Source organism: Parachlamydia sp. AcF125 (assembly GCF_018342475.1).
Lineage (GTDB): Bacteria > Chlamydiota > Chlamydiia > Chlamydiales > Parachlamydiaceae > Parachlamydia.
In genome coordinates this window covers 1,061,067-1,079,974 of the sequence record NZ_JAEMUD010000001.1, presented here as the reverse complement: position 1 = coordinate 1,079,974, position 18,908 = coordinate 1,061,067, and the positions used below count along the sequence as shown (strand labels likewise).

General features: G+C 40.5%; 12 protein-coding genes and 1 tRNA gene. 7 read left to right on the top strand and 6 right to left on the bottom strand.

Annotated features, from left to right (window positions below; all coding sequences use genetic code 11):
• Positions 1-657 precede the first annotated feature (657 nt).
• The gene (locus PARA125_RS04185) at positions 658-2,205 is read right to left on the bottom strand and encodes a glycine--tRNA ligase (protein WP_213157443.1); all 1,548 of its coding nucleotides are present in this window, start codon (positions 2,203-2,205) and stop codon (positions 658-660) included.
• A gap of 464 nt (positions 2,206-2,669) precedes the next feature.
• On the opposite strand from PARA125_RS04185, the gene PARA125_RS04180 reads away from it, so the two are divergent.
• Positions 2,670-3,473, top strand: coding sequence for an inositol monophosphatase family protein (locus PARA125_RS04180; RefSeq protein ID WP_213157442.1), 804 nt, complete (start codon positions 2,670-2,672; stop codon positions 3,471-3,473).
• Here the strand turns inward: PARA125_RS04180 and PARA125_RS04175 are convergent.
• Positions 3,470-4,828: an amino acid carrier protein gene (locus PARA125_RS04175; RefSeq protein ID WP_502920493.1), complete on the bottom strand. Its 1,359-nt coding sequence runs from the start codon at positions 4,826-4,828 to the stop codon at positions 3,470-3,472. The two genes, PARA125_RS04180 and PARA125_RS04175, sit on opposite strands and share 4 nt — an antisense overlap.
• Positions 4,829-5,169: 341 nt before the next feature.
• Here PARA125_RS04175 and PARA125_RS04170 point away from each other — a divergent pair, with 341 nt between their 5' ends.
• The 4 genes from PARA125_RS04170 (at position 5,170) to PARA125_RS04155 (ending at position 10,198) form a co-directional block, all read left to right on the top strand.
• Positions 5,170-6,390, top strand: coding sequence for a cation:proton antiporter (locus PARA125_RS04170; RefSeq protein ID WP_213157441.1), 1,221 nt, complete (start codon positions 5,170-5,172; stop codon positions 6,388-6,390).
• A 475-nt stretch (positions 6,391-6,865) separates the two neighbouring features.
• Positions 6,866-7,162, top strand: a complete 297-nt coding sequence (locus tag PARA125_RS04165) for a metal-sensitive transcriptional regulator (protein ID WP_213157440.1) — start codon at positions 6,866-6,868, stop codon at positions 7,160-7,162.
• Positions 7,163-7,191: 29 nt separating this feature from the next.
• On the top strand, positions 7,192-7,425 hold the full coding sequence (locus PARA125_RS04160) for a hypothetical protein (protein WP_213157439.1): 234 nt from the start codon (positions 7,192-7,194) through the stop codon (positions 7,423-7,425).
• A 121-nt stretch (positions 7,426-7,546) separates the two neighbouring features.
• Positions 7,547-10,198, top strand: coding sequence for a hypothetical protein (locus tag PARA125_RS04155; RefSeq protein ID WP_213157438.1), 2,652 nt, complete (start codon positions 7,547-7,549; stop codon positions 10,196-10,198).
• A gap of 302 nt (positions 10,199-10,500) precedes the next feature.
• Here the strand turns inward: PARA125_RS04155 and PARA125_RS04150 are convergent, their stop codons facing one another.
• From PARA125_RS04150 to PARA125_RS04135, 4 genes are all read right to left on the bottom strand, one after another.
• The gene (locus tag PARA125_RS04150; protein ID WP_213157437.1) at positions 10,501-11,373 is read right to left on the bottom strand and encodes an N-acetylmuramoyl-L-alanine amidase; all 873 of its coding nucleotides are present in this window, start codon (positions 11,371-11,373) and stop codon (positions 10,501-10,503) included.
• A gap of 14 nt (positions 11,374-11,387) precedes the next feature.
• The gene (locus PARA125_RS04145) at positions 11,388-12,530 is read right to left on the bottom strand and encodes a phosphodiester glycosidase family protein (protein ID WP_213157436.1); all 1,143 of its coding nucleotides are present in this window, start codon (positions 12,528-12,530) and stop codon (positions 11,388-11,390) included.
• Positions 12,531-12,887: 357 nt separating this feature from the next.
• A tRNA-Leu gene (locus PARA125_RS04140) sits at positions 12,888-12,970 on the bottom strand.
• Between the two features lie 121 nt (positions 12,971-13,091).
• Positions 13,092-16,061, bottom strand: coding sequence for an insulinase family protein (locus PARA125_RS04135; RefSeq protein WP_213157435.1), 2,970 nt, complete (start codon positions 16,059-16,061; stop codon positions 13,092-13,094).
• 333 nt (positions 16,062-16,394) lie between these two features.
• Between PARA125_RS04135 and gap the strand changes: the two genes are divergently transcribed.
• Both gap and PARA125_RS04125 read left to right on the top strand, forming a co-directional pair.
• Complete coding sequence (gene gap / locus PARA125_RS04130) at positions 16,395-17,420, top strand: type I glyceraldehyde-3-phosphate dehydrogenase (RefSeq protein WP_213157434.1); 1,026 nt, start codon at positions 16,395-16,397, stop codon at positions 17,418-17,420.
• 134 nt (positions 17,421-17,554) lie between these two features.
• Positions 17,555-18,694 (top strand): hypothetical protein, encoded by a 1,140-nt coding sequence (locus tag PARA125_RS04125; RefSeq protein ID WP_213157433.1) that lies wholly within the window; start codon positions 17,555-17,557, stop codon positions 18,692-18,694.
• The last annotated feature ends 214 nt before the right edge of the window (positions 18,695-18,908 follow it).

Sequence of the window (18,908 nt, the reverse complement as noted above, 5' to 3'; positions counted from 1 at the left end):
AAAAAAATTAACAGCACCCATTAAAATCAAGTATTTCTTAGGCACAATAAAAGTCCCACGAGTCGTCTCCACATTAAGAAGAGGATCGAGCGAATGGAAGTCTACATCTCTAAGTCTATCCTAACTTTTAGGAAAAAAGATTGGCAGTGCGTGGTAAGAGGATAGCTTTAAATACAGAAAACAGATGGATGATGGTTTATCAAAATTTACAAATTTTTGTCGAAAATATAAGAGGATAGTGGAGAAAAGTCGGCACTTTAACTTTAACAGTAAAGAGCCCCACACGTTCGCCCAATAAAATAAAACGGACTTAAGCAACCTCGTCAAAGCCACTCACAAAATTTTAACCTTTTGATTGATAGAAGGCAGAACCTGTTTGACTACTTCAACTCGCCAAAAAACAAGGCAAATTTTCGAACAAGAACCACATACAAGGCTTCTATATTTAGAAAGAAAAAGGAGCTTAATGGCAAAGCGTTCTTCACAAGCATGATCATGCCAGGAGGACTCGCCTGCCTGGAAATATTTGAAAAAAAACCCTTGCTTTTGTAAGGCTTTTTTTCCTTCCACCTTTCCCAATAAGCACTTAAGTCCAGAATAAACGAGTATAGACTCATTTTGTGCCATAGCTTATAACAACCTGCGCGCCCTTCAAACCTAAATGTGATCCATGAGAAACTGCTTGACTTGGTCTAAACCGATCCTTTCTTGCTGGAGAGTATCGCGATAGCGCACCGTCACTGTTTGGTCTTGCAAAGTTTGGGTGTCCACAGTAAAGCAATAAGGCGTCCCCACTTCATCCATCCTTGCATACCGTTTCCCGATATTTTGCTTGATATCTAGCTGAACAGGCCATTTCTTTCTCAAATCGGCAAATAATTGCCTTGCAATTTCTGGCATCCCTTCTTTATCGACAAGAGGGAAAATAGCCGCTTTGATAGGCGCCATACGGGGGTGAAATCTCATCACCACCCCACTTGGACGACTTGAATCCTCATGGTAGGCTTCGCAAAGAAGAGCTAAAGCTCCTCTATCTACCCCCGCAGAAGGTTCGATCACATGGGGAAAATAACGCTCGTTCTTCTCTTGATCAAAATACTTGAGGCGGTCCCCTTGGCCAGCATGCTCAGCATGCTGCCTCAAATCATAGTCTGAACGATGGGCGATCCCTTCCAATTCACCGAAATTAGGATCAGTAAAAGGAAACTTATATTCAACATCGCTGCTGCCGGCACCCTCTTTTGCATAATGCGCAAGTTCATCGAGTGTTTGCTCTCTTAGCCGTAGGTTTTCACTAGAAATTCCAATGGATTGCCACCACTCATACCTTTTTTTCCTCCAGTAGTGATACCAATCGCGAGCCTCTTGCGGGGGAACAAAAAATTCAATTTCCATCTGTTCAAATTCACGCGAACGAAACGTAAAGTTTCGGGGCGTAACCTCATTGCGAAAGGCTTTTCCAATTTGAGCAATCCCAAACGGCATTTTAACGCGAGAAGTGTCTAAAACATTGCGGAAATTGACAAAAATTCCCTGAGCCGTTTCAGGACGCAAATAAGCAATAGCGGATGGATCTTCAACCGCCCCGATCATGGTTTTGAACATGAGATTAAAGAGGCGTGGCTCAGTCAATGTTCCCGGTTTATCTGTATCTGGACCTGTCATAACTTTTTGGATATCGCGCGGCAAGTCGGTATAGGAGAGAAGCTGCATAGGAGGAACCCATTCTCTTTTATCTTTTTTTAAAATCTTCTCCGCCTTTTTTTTCCAAACAGTTTCAGCATCCTCGGTATCTACTACCGCTAACCAACCGAGAGAATGCCGTTCTGTTTGGTTCACAACAACCAATTCAGCACACTTGAGATGGTCAGCTCGATAGCGATTTTTTGTTTCGCGACAATCAACCATAGGATCGCTAAAGCCACCCACATGCCCAGAAGCTATCCACGCTTTAGGATTCATAATGATAGAAGAATCTAATCCCACCATTTCGACAAGTTTCCCATCAATCCCCTTATCAGGGCACAGCACGTTGTCATACCACCATGCTTCTTTAAGATTGCGTTTTAGCTCCACACCTAACGGCCCATAATCCCAAAACCCATTGATTCCCCCGTAAATTTCGGAAGACTGAAAAATAAATCCTCTTCGCTTACATAAAGCAACCAATTTATCCATTTTGCTGGAAACTTTGACTTCTGACATAAAGAAAACTCTTTTTTTTGAAATTCGTGCACTAGGTTCATCTCTAGGTAAGAGACAATTAAGGCAGGATTATAATTGTCAGCCAGATCTTTGAAAAGGACAATCCTAGGGTTTGACAAAAAAGTAGGATCTATTTACTCAGAAAGAGATTGTTCAATTTTTTTATGCGAGAATTTACTCTTTAAAATGGCTCTTAAAAACACTTTTACCCAAAAGAAGGAGAGGATCCCTCGCCTAGTACGTTGTGTTGAGGTTCCCTCTTTCTCCAACGAACTATAAAGCCAAACCTACAAGTTTTCATCGAGCTTAAGGATAAAAATAGCCTTCTATTGGCTCATCAGCGCATTGCTAATTAGTCATAAAAAAACAAAAAACCTACCGTGATGCTTTTTTAATCATTTCCTCATTGAGGATAAAGCCTTTTTTTATTATTTTTTCCAAAAAGCAACCAATTGTAATGACGAATGGATATTCCTAATCATTTTTCAGATTTAGCTCACGCTGCTTTTCACGTAGCTAGAGAGGCAGGAAGTCTTTTAAAAGCAGGTTATCAAAAAGACTTTGACATCATCCCTAAAGGGATGAAAAATGATGTTGTCACAAGCTATGATTATGCTTCTGAGCAATTGATCGTCACCCGCTTGAGCGATCAATTTCCTACCCATTCATTTTTATGTGAAGAGCGAGGCGCTATGCCCCACCCAGAGGGATCCATTTGCTGGATGATTGATCCTCTGGATGGGACAGTGAATTTCGCGCATCATGTCCCTCTTTTCTGCGTCACAATTGCTGCTTGCCAAGAAAATGAAGTGGTATGTGGAGTCACTTATGCGCCCATACTAGAAGAGCTCTTTATTGCCGAAAAGGGGAAAGGCGCTTACTTAAACGGTAAACGCTTAAAAGTGAGCTCAAGTTCCTCCATCCATGCCGCTTATATTGGCACAAGTCTTTCCTTTAACCTCCATACCCATCCCACCCATTCAATTGAAGTGTTTAGCAAAATCGCACGCTTAGGCTCACCTATGCGAGCTTTTGGTTCAACCGCATTAAATATGTGTTATATCGCAGCAGGAAGATTAGATGCTTATTGGAGCCTCAGTGGAGCTTTTAAAGCTTGGGATGTGGCGACTGGGATTTTAATGATTAACGAAGCAGGCGGCACTGTTTCGCAAGCTAACGGAAATTCGTATAAGCTAGAAGGTTCTGCCTCGCTACTTGCGTCTAATGGAAAGCTTCATGAAGAACTTTTGCAATTCTTTAACCTTTAAACGTGCCCATTCCCTGAGAGAGCGGGATCCGTTATCCCTTTTTCCGTCGATTCTAAAGAAAATACAATCTGATGGCGAAGCTTAAAAATTCCCAAAAGATTAGTAATTAACAGCAAAGATCCAGCGACAGACATCACGAGCAAAGCTTGCGTTTGGTCAAAAAAAGAAAAGAAAAGAAAAGCTCCAATCGCATATCCCACGTAAGCGGCAAAGCCATAGGTAGGGCTTAGAAAACGGGCACATTTAATTCCTACGCAAAAGTAGGCAATCATTGTCGTATATCCCACAATTAAGAGGAATACAGGGATAAACACATGCATAAAAGGAAAGTAAGCACCCAATGCCTGTTGTACCAAAGAAGATCCTTCAATAGGAGCCGTCCATACCCCAGACAACAAGACAATCAAAATACTCATGGTACACACCAAATTATCGATGCAAACTCCCAAAATCGCAAGCCGAGCTTGTCTTTCCGGATAAACCGTACTCGACTCGCTCTGAATAATGGAATCGTATCCGATCCCGATATCGGATGAATAAGCAGCTCGAGATATTCCATGCTGAATGGCTAGTAAAGCCGAGCTTCCTGCGAAACCGCCCACAGCCGCATGACCGGTAAAGGCAGAAATAAAAACACTTTGAAGTACCCCAGGTAAGAAAGCGATTTCATTAAAAATGATCCAGAAACTCATCCCCAGGTAAACCACCATAAAAAATGGCATAATCCAGCTGCAAATCTTACTTACTCGTGGAATTCCTCCAATGCCTGCATACAAAATAACTCCTAGCAAAGAGGCAATAACCGCATAACGATTAATTCCAAAATTGGTGGATAGGCTATTTGTCACGACTGAAAACTGATAAATCTCTACCCCATAGATGCAAAGTAAAATAGCCACAAAAACGGAAATCCCCGGATTATTGAACGCCGAACGAAGAAAGTATTTAGGCCCTCCATCATACCCCCCCTGATTATTGGTCACCCGGTGCTTAATCCCCAGAAAAACCTCCGCGTATTTGATAATTCCTCCGACCAGCGCCGCTATCCATACCCAAAAAAGAGCCCCCGGTCCCCCCATTTGGACTGCTGTCACAATTCCTACAATGTTTCCAATCCCAATCATTCCACCCACCGAAGCAAAAAAAGTGCGCAAAGGATGTACTCCGCGTGTCGTTTGTGAGCTTGATTTAGAAAGAAAGCTTAAAAAAGTTTTAAAAATGGAGGGAATGGCTCGAATCTGAAAAAAGCGGGTGTGAATCGTCAAATAGGCCCCTAAAATCATGACTAAAACAAAAGCGATATAGCTCCAGAAAATACTGTCTAATTGGCTAAGATAATAAAAAAATGCATCTATCATCGACATCCTTCAAAAGCTCCTACACTCTTCGCTTTTACAATCAAAAAACACCCTTATTAATCCGACATTTGTCTTTACCAGCTATTTAATTAGCTGAGTTGCGAATGAAATTTAAAAAATATAAAACCCATTTAACTTATGAATAAAGTGGAAAGGTTTAAATTTAGGCTGAGAAATTAAAATTCATTTTGATAAATTTAACTTGAATTAAGGAAGAAATATAACCGTTTTGGCCTTAAGAGTCAAGGACTGTTTTCAAAAAGATTATTTTCAATTCTCACCTGTTAACTTCAATTTTTAGGTTGTATGTTATTTGGGGGCATGTATAGTAAGGAAATATGGATACAGAAATTTACCGCTTAAAAATTGTGCTTGTACTAACCATCGGGTTCGCTTTGGCGGGCTTGCTAGGTTATCTATCCCTACGGATGCGCTTATCTCCGCTACTAGGTTACCTTTTAGCAGGATATGTGATTGGCCCTTACTCGCCAGGATTTGTGACAGAAATTGACGTTTCTGAGCAGTTGGCAGAAATTGGCGTCATTATGATGATGTTTGGCGTGGGACTCCATTTCAAACTCGAAGACCTTTCTAATGTAAAAATGATAGCCATTCCCGGGGCAATTGGGCAAACTCTGGGCGCAACGATAGTGGCCACGTTTTTAATGTATTATTTAGGATGGCCCCTGCAAACAGGCATTATTCTGGGACTTGCGATTGGGGTGGCAAGTACAGTGGTATTAGTTCGCGTTTTATCGGATTTCCACCTTTTACACACTCTCCACGGTAAAATTTCAGTGGGATGGTTAATTGTGGAGGACATTCTCACAGTGATCATGCTCATTTTGCTGCCTGTCATCGCCACTCTTTCAAAAAATGGGAATTTTTCCTTTAAAGAAAGCTTTTATCCAATCGTAATCGCCCTTTCAAAATTCGCTCTTCTGACTATCTTGGTATTTACAATTGGTAAAAAACTGGTGATTTACCTCTTGTCTGCGATTGAAAAAACAAAGTCCAAAGAGTTATTTACAGTTGCAATTTTAGCTCTTACGTTTGGAATAGCCACCGCTTCAGCCTTAGTTTTTGGAGCTTCGATTGCCATGGGGGCCTTTATGGCTGGAATGATCATAGGACAATCAGAGGTTAAGCATCTGGCTTTTAAGCATGCAGCCCCTCTAAGAAACGCCTTCGTCGTAACTTTTTTTCTCTCCGTCGGAACGCTTTTTAATCCCAGTGCAATGTGGGAATTCTTTCCCCTATTTATCTCCATTTTAGGCATTATTTTAATTATTAAACCTTTAGTCGCTTTTTTGATTGCAATTGCCTTTAAACAATCCCTTTACACAGCCACTGTAGTGGGCTTAGCCCTAGCCCAAGTGGGAGAATTTTCTTTTATTTTAGCTGAGGAAGCGATGCGTTTAAAACTTCTTCCCGATGAAGGCTACGACGTGATCGTAGCGGCAGCTTTAATTTCCATCGCAATCAATCCTCTGCTTTTTAAATTGATCGAAACTCCTTTACCAGATGAACATGAAGGAGAAGAGCAGTTTGATCATTAACCTTTGCCTTTTACCAAGCTATTTATTAAAAAATACTAACACCTTGGCTAAGCTTTTGTACCACTCGTGATTTAGGGTAAAGTATTCCCGCTGAACCACCCAACCTAAAAAATAAAAAACCAAAAAGAGGCAGATTTTCTTTCGATGGTGTTTGACTGCGAAACAAAGAGTTAAAACGCTATTTTTTTTCATACAAACCATATAATATTATTTTTTTGTTAACATCACGCTCAAAAATTTACTTATCCGGGCTACTTTAAATCAAAGGTTTTCTTAATTTGGCTTCATAAGCCACAAGGCGAGGTTGTGACTCGTAGAAATAGAGAGGAGTTTTCCCTTCGCGCCGATTTTTTTCAATTGAGTAAAAACAGCTAAAAACTGGGAAGAAAAAACTTATGGTCTCCATGCCCTTTTTTATTTCTTGCTTAAATACCTTACGGGGGTATAGTATAAAGATTAACCCAAGGAAATTCTCATGAGTACTCAAGATTGTCAAAACCCTCATCACCCCTCTCATCTCAAGGAATTAGCTAATCTTAACCGGATTAGCGGACAGATCGAAGGGATCAAAAAGATGATCCAAGAAAGTAGATACTGTCCCGAAATCTTAACCCAATTGCGGGCCATTCGTTCTGCCATTAAAAGCATTGAACTGCGCATTTTGGATGTCCACCTTACCAGTTGTGTGACACAAGCAAGCCTCTCGAACGATCAAAAGGAACAAAAAAGAAAAATTGACGAAATTCGGGAATTAATTAAAAGGTTCGAATAGTTTTTAACGATAAAAAAAAGGAGTCTATCATGCAAAAAATTTTAAGTTTTTTATCCACCTCTCTTATCACTGTCGGTTTTTTGTCCGCGCATCCTACTTCGCCGGTTAATACCTCCTGCTCGTGCGAAAAGTGTGAATGCACCCCGCAAAAACATTGTGGATGCCAGCAGCAGTCTGAGGCTGAGACTCAGTTAAGTTGCAAGTGTGAGGGAGAAGCGTGTAAATGCGAGCAAAAAAGTGAAGGCACAATCTGTGGCTGCTAAAATTAATTAGTTACTTTCTAACCCTATTTATTAAATAAATTTGTTTAATTAAAATTTAAACTTTATGTTATGATAAAGTTATATAATTAAACTTAATTTATTTTAATAAAGTAGGGTTAGTATGAGTATCGATTCTTCTCGCGCCCCTCAACCTCTCGATTCATCTAGTCAACGAGTTCAAATCCACCAAATTCAAAAAGAAACATCCTTTAGTACTGTCGAAGTTTCTTTAGATGGCCGTCCTCCTCTCACTATCACTCCCTATCACGATACCCATTTTGATCCCCATACCCAGCTTGAAGCGACCCTTTTAAAAGTGGCTGACCTTATTCAAAATTCGCAGACTTTAGTTAAGCCATTGGAATTTAAGCTAGAAAATAATGAGAGTGTTAATTTTAAAGAACATAAGGTCTCCGGAAATTTTTCCATGGTTAAAAATTACTTAGAAAGGTTTAAAAATTTTCTCTCAAGGTTGATGCCCAACTTTGCTGTTTCTCGAGGAAAAACTTCCTCCTCGGTAAAAATCGAAACTCCTCCTGCCCCTGCCCAAAGGGAGTCTCCTAAGCTTAAAGAAGCAAGCGCCTTAGAGGCCAAACAAGCCTTAGATTTTATTCAAACCTTGCGAAAGGCTAAAGAAAAAGGAGAACCGACTTTTGAAGTGGGTGGAAAAACTTTTCTTAATTTTAATGGACAAGCCTATCAAATTCCCGAAAAAGACAAATATGGGATCACAAGCTGGAAATTAACGATCAATGGCCAACCGTTTGAAATTAATGAATTTGACCAAGGGGCCTACCATGGCGTTAAAACGGAAGGATTTTTGAAAAGGCAAGAGTTGCTGGCTGAAGCCGCTGAGCTCTATTTAACCGAGATGACTAGCACTAAAGATTATACCATCGGCAAAAATAAAGAAAAGCAATACAGTGAAGATCCCGTGATTACAAAAGAGCAAAAAGAAGAGCTTATGGAGCGCATTAAACGCTTAGAAACTCAATATGTGGAATCCATCAAAGCAGATTGTCAAATTGATCCGGATAAAATTCAATCAGACCATGGAGATACCTACTATCAAGAAATACACAAGGTTGCGGAGCAAAAAATCGCTCAACTTGCCACAGATATTAGTTATATTATTCGCAGTTCTATCCCCCCCGGCACAAATCGGCCGGCTTTTAATTTGAAAAAACTTGCAGAATATGAGAAAAAGCAGGTACTTGAGCGGGGAAGACCCACGATTATTAACACCTTTTATATTGACAAGGGAAATGGAGAAGCTCAACAATTTGTCAGCATGCAAACTCCCCTTTCTAAAACAACCCTTCCTAGTACCATCAGGGACCGCGAGGGACTTGCTAATTATGTGCGAACCTCATTTGGAGTATTGGACGCCAATCATCACATGCAAGTTTTATATAGCGGAATTCGGCATTCTAGCTATCCTCCTATTGCAATCGCCGATAGCTATAAACGGCAAGCGATTGCTACCCAAAATGTGCGCCAAGGTTTAATAGATGCCGCTCAGAACATTTTGCAAAACACAGATATTAAAACCTCTCCTGAAGAGCCCTTAGAAGTTCCTTTACGAAGCATGATTTTATTGACAGCCAAACAATTTGATTTTGTGCGCAATAAATCTTATGGGATTATGGGAAAATGGAAAGGGGAAAGCGAAACAACTCAGCTAGAAGAATCAGCCCAAGCCCTTCGCTTATTCAACAATCGAGTGATGCAGATAGAAATTGAAGGTAAAGAGGTTTGGATTAAACCCAATATTTCTTTCATGAATTTAGGAGCAAATATAGGTGCCACCAATCAATCGCTGCACGGAATCCTGCCAGATGCTTCCATTCAAGCTGGAATCAATGCGCGGGGATTTAATGCCCTTGAAGAAGATGTTTACGAATGGGCTTCGGCAAAAATTAAAGAGCTTGAAGGAGAAGTTTCAGTAGAGGTATTATCCCTGCTTGAAAATATCATTCACCAAGAAGGTTTTGAAGATAAATCAAAAAAACAAAAAGATTTACAAGCTGATTTAGATGGAAGGCTCTCCGATTTATACGAAAAGCTGGAAATGGCTCAAAGTCAATACCTGCATTCAAATGCCCCTGCTGTTACAAGTGAAATAAACAAAATACAAGCTGAAATTAGTTCTCTTGAAAAACAGCTTGATGCTACCCATAAAGCGTTATTAGACGCTCGCACAAAAGCTTTTCGAAATAAAGAGTACTCCCTTGAGCAGAACTTGCGCATCTTAATGGAAAAAGATCCCGAATGGCCCGATGAAACTCGCACAAAAGTGGAAAATTTACAGCAAGTTTTAACCCTTCATTTTGAAGCTCAAAAGATCTTTCACTATAGAAAATTTCGCGAACCTGAGCATGTGATGGATTTTCAAGTTGCTTATAACTTGCTTCAAGAAAAAATGGGGCATGTTAATGAATTTTTCTGCAAAAGCGCAGAGGATCGCACAGGGCGAATAGATGATAAAATGCAAGAGAATCTGGTATTTTTAGCCCTGCATGGCCGTTTTCCAAACGAAGGAGATTCGGCAATGCTCCAGACTTATGCCACAGCCATCCACCAATATTCTGCTAGCCAAAACAATACGGAACAAAACTCCAATGCACGTGGAGAGCAAATTGGAGCAAAAATTAACCCCGGAATTCCAGCTAAAATAGGAAAACTACACGCCGTGTTAGCAAAGCAAATTTTTAAAAAGGCCAAAAAGCTCAAGCCCTCCGAAGAGGCTCGCCTCCCCTCAAGAATGCCATAGCCTCTTCAGCTTTGGGTTTAGGCACATTTAGGTTTAGAGGGCTGGTTTAAACAAAGAGAAAAATAGGGCCCCTACCATGGTTATAACTTGGCTACTTATCTCTTACACACACTTAACCAGCACTTTTTAAGGGCTGGTTTCAAGCCCTTCTAAATTCCTAACATGGCTGATTGGATGGTTTTATCACCCCTACTATTCAGCCTGTTTTAATAAGTCATCAAACTGAAATGGCTCCCATTTGACTCCATCAAGCACAGAAAGCCTTGGAGATGATTTGCCGGAAAATTTCTTCCCATTCATGCCTACTGATCCTTTTTATTATCACGTTGACAAAGAAGCCTATCTAAAATATTAGCGCACTCTTCATCAATGGCCCCTCCATAATTTTCTGGTCTAAAATGCATCTGAAAAGCTTGCATGACCTTTTCTGTTTCTGGATCTAACTTTCCATTTTGAGGAACAGAGTATCCCCATTTTTGGAGGCCCGCTTGCATCCATGACACGCTTATTCCCTTTGGTTTATTGGAATGAACTCGATCTACAAAAGGATCATACCAAACTCCTACTCCCTTTTCAGCAAGTGCTTCCCAAGGAAAAAGGGGTCCTGGATCAACCTTGCGTTGGGGAGATATATCAGAATGTCCCACTACATTTTCAGCATCGATTTGCCACCTAGAAAGAATATCTTTTGCTAAAATGGTCAAAGTATCAACTTGTTTTTTAGGGAAATAATGCCATTGCTTTTGGAAACAAAATAATTGCCTAGCTTCTAGAAATTCTCCCAAGCGCCGCTCTAGATGAATCATCGAACTCCAGAAATATCGCACAATAGGGTTAGTAGGCTCGGCTGGCAACCAGCCATAGGTATATCCCCAGTTTACATTTTCAATCCCGATTGAAAACGAATTTACATCATTTACCCCTCTCCACTGACTCACACCTGCATGCCAAGCTCTATGAGTTTCATCTACAAGATTGTAAATTTTATTTCCATCGGTAGGCAATAAGTAGTGAGCACTTACAGCTTGAGCTTTTGAAGTTAACCTTTTTAAAGCTTCATCCATGGGACACGCTGTATAATGAAGGACTAAAATAGTCGGAGACACATTTCCCCGTCTCTCAGAATAATTAGGAGAAAGATAAGTTTCTCGATCTATTGATAGGCATGCTGTCATATATAAGCTCCTTTTTAATCAGCTTTTCTCTCTAAAATAAGAATGGCATCCGAAACTCTTCTTTCGATGCTTTTTCCCTCTCCCTCATCTTCGTCTCCCCGAGGCTGATTTATCACTGCTTTGTTGATCACGAGAGTTGAAGAGCCTCCGCCATCCAGGTTTAATGCTTCTACACACCCTAGCTTAGCCATAAATTGAGCAAGCTCATTCATCGTCATTCCTTCACTCATCCCTGGTTGTTTTCCATCAACCACCACAAACACCCACCGTTTATCTTTCAGTAACCCAATAGAAGTGCGGGAATGGCGGTTTGTGAGAAAAGTTTCGAGAGTTTTTTCAGAGGAAAAATCAGAGATTATTTTGCCGTTTCTAATTAATATAGGAGTCCCCCCTACAATGTAATCCATTTTTTCCCAATCGGCAGAAGAAGTATAACATGGGCTACTTTGAGGTAAGATATTAAAAGAAACCTCCACAGGATCATCTTTGGAAAAGGTAGAGATAAAAAAATTCTCTTCAGTTTCTCCAATTGATAAAATTACTCCCTTTATAGGAATTGAATTGCTCCCACGATGGGAACAAATTTTATCAATTTTATTATTTTCAACAACCAGCTCAATCCCTTCAGGATTGGTCAAGGTGGTGCGATGAAAAGCGGAAGTATACAAAATTTTTTCCCCTTTTTTTCTTTGCCGGTTTAGACCATCTGCTTGAATGGTGCTTCCTTTTATCGCCACCGAACAAGAAGCTAAAAGTTGGTCTATGAGTACGAAATGGTTATTTTTCGTCCACCCAATAGCTCCTCTTGGCTTATAAGGCAAAGAAAACCACTGTTCTCGAATTTTAAGAATTCCCCCAGGTAAGCCATCAAAATTCCCCCCTATTTGAAAAAATCCTCCATTAATTGCGGCAATTGCCTGATGCCTAGAAGATAAAGAAGAGACTGTTTCCCGGCCTATCCCATCATCAAGAGCTCTTGAAGGCATAATTTCGAAGTATGAGGCATCGACTTTCAAAATATGGATGGATTGAGGAACATCCGTCAGAATATGTTCGTAGGATAAACCTTGCCTTACCTCTTTCTCTACTCCAAAAATAGAAAAGAAAAAGCATACGCAAAAGAAAAAACAGGGCAATTTCAGGAGGATTTTGTTCATCTTAATTCCTAATAAAATAGAAATAAAAACACAATTTTTTATATTGTTTTTTACTTAAGGGCAAAGGCAATTTTTATATTAGCCTCTCAGAATATACCGTAGGTTTTTGAGCGAAGCGTTTTTAGGTTAGCAGGATGTTACGCCTAAAGATTTGCGCAACTGCTAGTGGCAAAGGGCAATAAAGATATGCGATTGTTTTCCTATATTGTAAACAACTGAAAATAAAAAGACATTGCGATTTTTATCTTTTCTAAATAGCCCTTCCAAAAAATCTAGCTACTCCCAGTCTAATTTTTTATTTGAATTTGGCAAAGCAAAAAGGGCTTAAGCCGATGAAGACTTAAGCCCTTTTTGAGATGCTCGGAACTGGACTCGAACCAGCACGGGATTGCTCCCAAGGGATTTTAAGTCCCTAGTGTCTACCATTTCACCATCCGAGCAGATGAAGAAACAATAAGGTACTTGTTTTCCCAATTAATCGTCAAATCAAATTCGCCTTTTGGACAAATTTCGCCCTAATCGCCAGAAACCCCTTTTCGAATAGCTTTAACTCTCAAGGGCTTAAATTGGTTCAACCGGTAAGACCGCTCGCCCATTTTTAGCAAGCACTTGATTTTCCTGCTCAAAAAGCTCTCTTGATGCAAATACGACGGTGGTAGCCTCCGCCATTTTGGGGAGAATGTGCAGTCTCACCGCTTTTTGCACATCCTCTTTAGTTAATGCCAGTAAGCGATCCCGGAAAGCTTGCCTAATTTCCGGAGTCTTTCCTTGAATCATCCAATCATAGGAAACACTTGCGCGGCTACCCGGAGCCACGGGAGAATCCATCCCTTGTACGATTTCAAATTTAGCTTCTTCCAAATCAGAATCTTCAAATTCCCCTTTTATTATGCTTTGGACAGCTTCTTCAAAGGCTTTCAAAGAACTGGCAATATTGGGGTCTCGGTAGGCAAAGAAATAAAATTTGCCCGTTAAGGAATTGCATGAAGCCCCTCCCCCATAAGCGCCACCTTGTTCTCGTAATTTAGGATGTAAAACCAAATTATCAAAAAGGGGCGCAACGAGCGCTAAGGCTGGCATATCAGGATGAGTGTAGTTTAACGTCTTAAACATCATGCTGGTGAAAGCAACCGGCGAAGAAATCGTACGCCCTTGCGAATCCGCTTTAATTAACTGATAAGAGGAATGATCCCAAGGAGTAAGCGGTTTCTCGGGAAGCTGACCCAATCCGTAAAAACATTCTTTTCTTAAATCCTCGTATTTCTCCTGATCGCAAGCTAAAATCAGATGAGCTCCTTTGACTCCCATCAGTTGGTTTTGAAGACCCTGCAGCTTTTCAATCAGCCAATCAGCTTTTTCATCAAGATGGGAAACTAGCGCCTTGATTTTCCAGTAATAGTCCAATCCATAAAGAGAGTTAGCAATGCTAGAACGGATATCTAATCCACTTGCCGAAAGGTTGATCGCATATTTGAGAGCATTTTGGTTAAGGCCCATTTCTAGGCTGGTATAATGTTTCGCAAGTAGTTCTTTAATTCTTTCTCTATCTGCTAAATCAATAGTGCTCACCATTTCTTTTAAAAGAGAAAATAATTTATCTGTTTTTCGGGAAAGTGCTTTTCCCCGCATCGAAAAACTTGGTGTAAAGGCCGCTGAATGATCAACGTGATGGGTAAAGTTGAGTATAGTATCAACCCCTCCTGTATGAGCTTGAATATATTCCAAGTTTTCTACATAGGAACGTCCTCCACATCCCATTTGAGGAATCAAAAGAGTTAATAAGCGCAGCAGATAGAGCTCTTCTTGAGCAATCTTTGGTAAAGGAAATACTAATTCGGCATAGACGATTTGATTGGTGAAGCATGGATGAAAAAACACTTCCACAGCTCCCACCTTTTCTTTCGTCAGCGGAAATACCTGCGATTTTTTGGGCACATCCGCTAAAGAAACAGAAGGAAGAATATCTACCTCTTCTTCTTTCTCTTGATAAGCGGCTAAATCTTTGGCTTGTTTAGAAATTGTCTGCTTTTCTTCTAGTGTGAGTTTTTCTTGAATCTTTTTTAAAACGCCTTTTTCTTCCTCTAATTCAGCTCCCGTCAACCCTTTATCCGGCGTCATGATTACTGTAGCCCGGTGGGAATTGTTAATCAAATACCGCTCCATAAGTTCGAGCAATAAATTTGGATTTCTTTCTAACTCTTCTCTAAGCTCCCCAAATAGAGAGTGAATGAGTAAACCATCCTCTGCAGAAGCTCCATGTTGTTTCATTAAAGCACTTCTAAAATAAAGTGAAAGTCCATAAGGCGCATGATTTCCTGTGATTTCTGTTCGATGGAACTCTAGTTGATGAATGGCACTTTCCACTAAATTCCAAGAAATCCCGGTTTCTTTAATTTCTCTTAAAACTTTCAGAACCATCTCTATGAGCTGTTCTACATTTTCTTTTTCGCACCCTTTAAAAACTAAAATATAAGGCGCTTCGCTAATTTCACTATCTAGAGACGAGGTGACTTGTGTGCATAAGCCAGACTTTAAAAGAGGTAATTTAAGCAACGAAGCATCTGTATCCATCAGAACGATGTCTAAGATAGTTAAAGCCAGCAACTCTTTCTGTTCTAGAATGTGCGCGGTCAACCACCCTAGGCCAAATAGGGTCTTTTTCTCTTCCGTTTCCTCCTGGCCAATTGCATAACTCATTTCAATTTTTTTTGGCGTTGCAAACCGTTTCTCTCTTGGTAAAAAGGGAAGGGGTTCTTTTTTGGTGCTATTTAAAAGGGCATTTTTGGCAATGAAATCTAGGTGACCTGCTAAGGGCATATTGCCGTAAAAAAAGAATAAACAACGGCTGGGATGGTAAAACTCCTCATGAAAACGGCAAAGCTCCTCATAGGTGAGTCGAGGAATAACTTTTGGATCTCCTCCTGAATTAATGCCGTAAGTCAAAGTGGGAAAAAGGACGCTTGACATAGCCTCTGATAAGCGGGCTGTCGGCGAAGAGAGGGCGCCTTTCATCTCGTTGAATACCACGCCTTTAAATTCTAAAGCAGAATTGAGATCGGCAGGATCGGTAAAATCGAGCCGATACCCCTCCTGCAAAAAGCTCAGATAGGCTAAATTGGGGTGAAAAACCGCATCCAAATAAACCTCTAGTAAATTATAAAAATCTTTAGGCAGCTGGCTAGCAGCAGGATAACAAGTAAAATCCGCCCCTGTGAAAGCATTCATAAAAGTGTTTAAACTGCGATGGGTCATGCTGAAAAAAGGATCTTTTAGAGGAAATTTTTTTGAGCCGCAAAGAACGAGATGCTCTAAGATATGTGCGATCCCATTAGAAGTTTTGGGAATTGTCCGAAAGGATAAGCAAAACATATTTTCTGGATCATCGTTAGACAAGTGTAAAACTTCCGCGCCTGTGGGAGTATGGATTAACTCAACTAAGTTGCAATTAATTTCTTTGATGGGAATCGCTTTGGTAACCACAAAATCTAAATATTTTTGTCCCACTGTATCAAATGAAAGAAGAGATGTCATAACAACCTTTATGGATGGTAAGTTTGCTTGATAAAAGCTAAAAAATTTTAATAAATACCCTTGAGGATAAAGAAAATAGCAATGCTAGAAGATTGCGCCTTTTTTTACCAACTACCCGTATAAAAAAGTGCACCGGGAAGGAAAAATGGGGGCGATCTTTCCCTTTACATTATGCACCTTGGTGTTTTATTATTTTCCATAGGGTAATGGCTCTTGAAACTGGAGTTATCACCCGTTCGAGCTAACGCGAAACTTTCAATTTGAGTCGGTGTTTTTCTTTTATCCAAACTAGGGCAAATCGAAAGTATTAATTTTAGAAACTGGAGGAAAGCCATGTCTGTAAATATTGCAGTTAATGGGTTTGGACGAATTGGAAGGCTTGCATTCAGAATTGCCTCAAAACTTAACGATGTGCGAATTGTAGCCGTAAATGATGTGGTCCCTGCTGATAATCTTGCCTACCTACTAAAATTTGATTCAACTCATGGCAGGTTTGAGGGAGAGGTTTACGCGGAGGGAGAACACCTGATTGTCAATGGCAAGAAAACAATCGTGCTTGCCGAAAAAGATCCTGAAAAGCTGCCTTGGAAAGACTTAAAAATCGATTATGTGCTGGAGTGCACAGGCCTTTTTACCGCCCCCGAACAAGCCCAAAAGCATTTAACAGCCGGAGCTTCTCGCGTTATCATTTCCGCTCCCGCAAAAGGAGATATTCCCACTTTTGTGATGGGCGTTAATCATCAGCATTACAAGCCAGACGTCCATCGAATTATCTCTAATGCTTCATGCACGACTAACTGTCTGGCTCCTATTACAAAAGTTTTATTGAATAATTTTGGAATTGAAGAAGGTTTAATGACAACTGTCCACGCCATGACATCTAGCCAACCGACTGTAGATGGGCCTTCCAAAAAAGATTGGCGTGGCGGACGAGGGGCTTGCCAAAATATTATTCCAGCTTCTACAGGCGCTGCTAAAGCAGTCGCTTTGTGTTTACCCGAAGTTAAAGGAAAGCTAACGGGCATGGCTTTAAGAGTTCCAACAGCAGACGTTTCTGTGATAGATTTAACAGTCCGCTTAAGCAAATCCACTTCGTATGAAGAAATCTGCCAAGCCATGAAAAGGTCTTCAGAAAACGAAATGCGGGGTATTTTGGCTTACTGCGACGAGCAAGTTGTCTCAAGTGATTTTATTAGCAGTACTTATTCAGCTATTTTTGATAAAGAGGCTGGCATAGCCTTGAACGACTCTTTTTATAAAATTATTGCATGGTATGACAATGAGATGGGATACGCTTCCCGGCTTGTTGACCTTGTAGTTTATATAGCATCTCTAGAGCATTTAGCTGCCCAAAAGTAAAGATAGGATAGGGCAAATATGAAGCTCAAGAACGTTACAATTATCATATTCAGAACCTTGAGAATTCGTTAACCTGTTGATCATTCTCTCGCTAATCTGAATCATACAAACCTTAAAATGGATGGAATGCATACGTGGATTTTACACGAGAACCTATTATAGAAACAGTCATTACTCCGCGTGAGGGGTGCAAAATAGTGGTCCGCAGCAGTAAAAGTGTGGGCCAGGAAGAATATTTTGTTGACGCAGTAGAAGTCGTATCATTTGGAAGCTCATTTTTCTTTCGATCTCTTGAAAGACCTAAGGCTTTCTTAGTCCCTGCAACTGATTACGAAATTCTTGAAGTTAGAGAAACCCGCATGGTCTTGAAAAGTGTAGGGTTAGACCGCTCGATTAAAATTGGCGGAGGCAAAGAGCAAGCTGCCAAACCGCTTAAAGAATCGACAATTGAGAAAATCACCGAGCCAATGCCTGAAGAAAGCGGTGAAGCAAAAGCAGAAGAAGCTGCGGCAGTTAAAGGCGAAGCCCGTTTAGATAAAAAGCGAGAACGCAGACGTCATTATCGACGCAAACGAGGAAGGGAAGAAGGCAAAGAAGAACACGCTTTGGATGAAAAAGAAGAAGGCAGTGAAAGTGAAATTAAAAAGGAAGAAAAGAAAATTGAACTGGTTGCTCCTGTGGAGGCAACAGATGAGACCGAAGAGCTTCCTCTTCAGCCCGTAGGGTCACCTACAACTTCCCTCTTTTCCTCTTTATTAGCTCCACCTCCTACGCTAATCTCAGAAACAATCGCGCTTTATAAAGAAAACGAATTATTTAAAAATGTTTTTTTCACTCCTAAAAAAGATCAGGGAGAAGAAGATCAAGAGGACGAAGAAAGGGATGCAGATGAAGAAAAAATTCCTTTAGCAGAACCTTTGATTTCTCAAGAGGCAGCATTTGGAGAAGAGGAGAACGAATTTGATAAAGATCCTTTTCGGGATTTGGAACAACTGGAAATCGCTTTTCCTCCTTTGGAAGAAGGCATGGACGAAGAATTGGGATTTTATGAGGAAGAAGTAGAAGTAGAGAGGGAAGCTACTGAAGAAGAAACCGAAGAAAGCCCTCTTCATGACTCTCAAGAGGGCTCTCTGGAAGAAGAGAGTCCCGAACATGTGGCTGAAAGTAAGGAATCAGACTCTTCTGTCGAACCGGGTGAAGAGGAAGAAAAAGAGGATAAACATTCAGAAGATAAGCCTCATTACAATTCTTCCGCTTCTAATGACAGCCAATAAAACAGGAAGAAAACTCATCCCAGCTTATCCTTAGGCGACAAGCTGGGATGAAGCGAAGCGCCCCCCTCAAAAAGAATTTTGCCCTCTGAAAGCCATAAAAGCAAGTGAGAGGGCCTTTTTTAATTTAGACACTCTTCTTTTAGAACTTTAGAAAATTTTGCCCCGCCGTTTCTTTAAGATAAAGCAAGAGAATAGCAACTAGGCTATTCTTTTA

What these genes read in the sequence shown, in the direction of transcription:
- PARA125_RS04185 (WP_213157443.1), bottom strand. Translation starts at nt 2,205, where the DNA reads ATGTCAGAAGTCAAAGTTTCCAGCAAAATGGATAAATTGGTTGCTTTA.
- PARA125_RS04180 (WP_213157442.1), top strand. Translation starts at nt 2,670, where the DNA reads ATGGATATTCCTAATCATTTTTCAGATTTAGCTCACGCTGCTTTTCAC.
- PARA125_RS04170 (WP_213157441.1), top strand. Translation starts at nt 5,170, where the DNA reads ATGGATACAGAAATTTACCGCTTAAAAATTGTGCTTGTACTAACCATC.
- PARA125_RS04165 (WP_213157440.1), top strand. Translation starts at nt 6,866, where the DNA reads ATGAGTACTCAAGATTGTCAAAACCCTCATCACCCCTCTCATCTCAAG.
- PARA125_RS04160 (WP_213157439.1), top strand. Translation starts at nt 7,192, where the DNA reads ATGCAAAAAATTTTAAGTTTTTTATCCACCTCTCTTATCACTGTCGGT.
- PARA125_RS04155 (WP_213157438.1), top strand. Translation starts at nt 7,547, where the DNA reads ATGAGTATCGATTCTTCTCGCGCCCCTCAACCTCTCGATTCATCTAGT.
- PARA125_RS04150 (WP_213157437.1), bottom strand. Translation starts at nt 11,373, where the DNA reads ATGACAGCATGCCTATCAATAGATCGAGAAACTTATCTTTCTCCTAAT.
- PARA125_RS04145 (WP_213157436.1), bottom strand. Translation starts at nt 12,530, where the DNA reads ATGAACAAAATCCTCCTGAAATTGCCCTGTTTTTTCTTTTGCGTATGC.
- PARA125_RS04135 (WP_213157435.1), bottom strand. Translation starts at nt 16,061, where the DNA reads ATGACATCTCTTCTTTCATTTGATACAGTGGGACAAAAATATTTAGAT.
- gap (WP_213157434.1), top strand. Translation starts at nt 16,395, where the DNA reads ATGTCTGTAAATATTGCAGTTAATGGGTTTGGACGAATTGGAAGGCTT.